Here is a 2,781-nt window from a genome sequence, read left to right as displayed (position 1 = left end):
TCACCGTCCAATATGTTTGACAAACCTACAAAAAACAGAAATGACGAACAAGGAACGCGCTGAACTGATCCAGAACGCAATCAGGGACTACAGGGCCGCCAGAGAGAGCGGAGACGCCCAGAAAATCCGCTTCGCCGTGAACTATATGGAAAACACCTTTTTCGCCGTCAGTCTCTGGGCCGTACCCGGAACGGAAGAACTCCGGCAGATGATTCTTTCCGCCAAAGAGGACAAGGCCCGCCGCATTTTCGGCAGTTACAAGCGCGATCTAATCAGAACGGCGGAAATCTCCGGCAGGCCGCAGGAACTTCGCTATAATTGCATCGAGTACGTTTGCCAGTTCCCCGGTATTGACCCTGTAGAAATGGCCGCAAGCCTCCAGAATGACGGCTTTACAATTCTGTTTGATGATAGCAGCATCAGCGCAAAGGCAAACGCCGCAAACCGTGCAGCGGTCAACAAGGCCGCAAGGAGGGCCGCACAATGAATACTTACAAAGTCACCTTTTCCAATGGAGACTATCTGTATACCCAGCTTAATGCCTCTATCGAGGAGGCAAAGGCCTATTATCTAGGTAATATCTTCAATCTAGGCACGGAGGCCGACAATCTCCAAAAATGCGTTGACATGGAGGAGGTCGCACAATGAAACGATACAGAGACGCCGCCAGGCGGCTGACAATGACCATTGACGAGATCGCCGCCGCCACGCTGGCCGAGGCCCGCGAATACTACCAGGACGGCGGGCGCTATATTTACGAGGGCAGAGCCTACACCCTGCGCCGCTACATCGACAGAGACGCCCACGGGAACGCCGTGGAGGTTGCCCAGTTTGTGGGCATTGACGGCTACAACCTGTTTACCGACCCGGCCCGCCTGGGAACATTCCTCCCGGACGTGGCAAGCGATGGACAGGAAATCACCCGCTTTTGACCCGACCACCGGGAGAATGGAGGAAATGAACATGTTGTCAAATGCAGTCAAATTGATTTGCGAAAAGCACTTTGATTATAAATGTTCTGGCTGCCCGTTGCTTGCTATCTGCGACATTCCAACGCAGGAGCAGCCGGGGGAAACACTGGAAGAAAAAACCGCTTGGTGGGAAACTCAAATGAACAAAGCCGCCGAGGAGGTGCCCCCCGCTTGATTATTCTGTTTATCTTGCTCCTCCCGATCATGATTATCTGGGAGACGGCGAAAAAATCTTGACTGCCCCGATCGGGCGCGATACAATCAACACAATGGAGGCCCCGCGCAGGGGAGAAGGGAGAGCAAACCATGAAAAAGCTGACTGCTAAAGAGGTATTCACCCGCGAAGCCTATGAGGGGCTGACAGCAGAAGAACGCCGGTCGGCGCTAAAAGTTGAACAAGCAAAAGAGTATAGCGGCTGGAGAGCCTACCCTGACACTTGTGCCGAGCTGGTGGACTTTATCCCGGATGATTGGTGGAGCAAGTACCCTGCCCAGCATATCGGAGAGGTTATGTCTCTGCTCAAATCCGCTATTGACCTGGGAGTTGACAAAGGCCGCCGCGAGGTGTAATATAAGAGCGTCGGGAGGCTGAGGCGCAGCTTCCTGGTTGGCCTCGATCCTGGCCCCACGGATTGAAATATAGATATGTATATTAATACGGCAAGAAAAGAGAGCCTACTTAGTAAGCTCTCTTTTCTTTTCCGGTGGAGGCATCCGCCGAGCCGGATGCTAACTTAGATACCACCCGCCCCACACCGGGGCGGGCTTTTTCTGCCCTTCTGATCATCCAACGTTGGCAGATATGTCCTTATACTCCTAGCCAGCTTCCCGCCGCTTGTGCGCCGCCCTGCCCAACTCCACCCCTGTACTCGTAAAACACCCCTAGAACCTCCATAGAGGAGGCCAACTCCCGGGCTGTATCCAGGAGACTTGATTTCTTCAAATTCCCGATGTGCGTCCGCTATGATGCTCCTGGGCTCATCCAATCCTGCCGCTTTGGTCTCCATACTATCCGCAAGCAGCCTGATCGACCGGCGCATGGAGTCTTTTCTGGTCTCCTGTGCATATACCCCCGCATTGGCGGCAGTCTGCGTCGTCTGCATCAAGTCTAACATGTATTCTTGACTTGCAGCTTCCCCAGCCTTCGAGCGGATGGTTACCGGGTCTACTGTCTCATTCAACCGGGACAGCTCCACCGCTGCCCGGAAGATGGCGCGGTTTGCCTCCATATCCTTCAACTTCCCTTATCGTTGCAATTGCAACATCTCAGAATCGCTACTCGCTGTATTACCCGGTCTATCGACTAGCCGCAAGCCCGCGGGAGGGAGAAAACCGAAGTCTACACGCTTGGGCCGCTCAGGTTAGATGTTGCGTGGGCCATGCTCCTACCCACCTGAAACAAATATTTTTCCCTATGTTTCGTCAAATTGACGAGCTACGCAAGATCGTAACTCATTTTTTGACTGGTAATCTTGCAAAAACAGGTAACAACTTAAACATTCTTAGAAAGAATGTTTAAGTTTTCGTCTTCTATATGCAAGTTCTGTATCATTTATAGCAATCATGGGGGGTAAGTTTCCAAGTCATTCCCATAATATGGATTTCCAGTTTTACTATGCAGTACCCCCCCTTTCTCATTTACCCCGCCTCTCCCAGCCTTAGGACAACTCTGCACCGCCTGACTCCGCCCCCTCTTCAATCCCCCTCCACCCTATCATCAGCCTTCTGTCACCGCCAGATGTACTATGATTGAGAATGACTCGGCTCAGTAATGCGCTTTGTAGGTTTGTCAAACATATTGGACGGTGAA

Annotated in this window: 6 protein-coding genes; 5 read left to right on the top strand and 1 reads right to left on the bottom strand. The window is 52.3% G+C overall.

Features of this window, described 5'->3' with window-relative positions:
• The 5 genes from HMPREF0372_RS20085 to HMPREF0372_RS09670 all read left to right on the top strand — a co-directional run.
• Positions 1-487, top strand: a 487-nt coding sequence (locus HMPREF0372_RS20085; protein ID WP_207635682.1) for a hypothetical protein, incomplete at its 5' end; no start/stop codon positions are given.
• Positions 484-648 carry a hypothetical protein gene (locus HMPREF0372_RS20080; protein ID WP_007491602.1) on the top strand — a complete coding sequence of 55 codons (165 nt, stop codon included), beginning with the start codon at positions 484-486 and terminating at the stop codon, positions 646-648. The genes HMPREF0372_RS20085 and HMPREF0372_RS20080, both read left to right, overlap by 4 nt.
• A complete protein-coding gene (locus HMPREF0372_RS09680; protein WP_007491601.1) occupies positions 645-932 on the top strand; it encodes a hypothetical protein in 288 nt (95 codons plus the stop codon). Before HMPREF0372_RS20080 ends, HMPREF0372_RS09680 begins: the two co-directional genes overlap by 4 nt.
• 31 nt (positions 933-963) lie before the next feature.
• Positions 964-1,146 carry a hypothetical protein gene (locus HMPREF0372_RS09675; RefSeq protein WP_039997155.1) on the top strand — a complete coding sequence of 61 codons (183 nt, stop codon included), beginning with the start codon at positions 964-966 and terminating at the stop codon, positions 1,144-1,146.
• A gap of 131 nt (positions 1,147-1,277) precedes the next feature.
• Complete coding sequence (locus tag HMPREF0372_RS09670) at positions 1,278-1,541, top strand: hypothetical protein (protein ID WP_007491597.1); 264 nt, start codon at positions 1,278-1,280, stop codon at positions 1,539-1,541.
• Positions 1,542-1,705: 164 nt separating this feature from the next.
• On the opposite strand, the gene HMPREF0372_RS09665 is transcribed toward HMPREF0372_RS09670, so the two are convergent.
• A complete protein-coding gene (locus tag HMPREF0372_RS09665; RefSeq protein ID WP_007491595.1) occupies positions 1,706-2,200 on the bottom strand; it encodes a DnaB-like helicase N-terminal domain-containing protein in 495 nt (164 codons plus the stop codon).
• Positions 2,201-2,781 lie beyond the last annotated feature (581 nt).

Source organism: Flavonifractor plautii ATCC 29863 (assembly GCF_000239295.1).
In the GTDB taxonomy this organism is placed as follows: Bacteria; Bacillota; Clostridia; order Oscillospirales; family Oscillospiraceae; genus Flavonifractor; species Flavonifractor plautii.
The sequence above is the reverse complement of the archived record's forward strand: the minus strand, read 5'-3'. Positions and strand labels throughout refer to the sequence as shown.

Bases quoted from the DNA above. Each gene is read 5' to 3' on its own strand.
- HMPREF0372_RS09680 (WP_007491601.1), top strand. From the start codon at position 645: ATGAAACGATACAGAGACGCCGCCAGGCGGCTGACAATGACCATTGAC.
- HMPREF0372_RS09675 (WP_039997155.1), top strand. From the start codon at position 964: ATGTTGTCAAATGCAGTCAAATTGATTTGCGAAAAGCACTTTGATTAT.
- HMPREF0372_RS09665 (WP_007491595.1), bottom strand. From the start codon at position 2,200: ATGGAGGCAAACCGCGCCATCTTCCGGGCAGCGGTGGAGCTGTCCCGG.
- HMPREF0372_RS09670 (WP_007491597.1), top strand. From the start codon at position 1,278: ATGAAAAAGCTGACTGCTAAAGAGGTATTCACCCGCGAAGCCTATGAG.
- HMPREF0372_RS20080 (WP_007491602.1), top strand. From the start codon at position 484: ATGAATACTTACAAAGTCACCTTTTCCAATGGAGACTATCTGTATACC.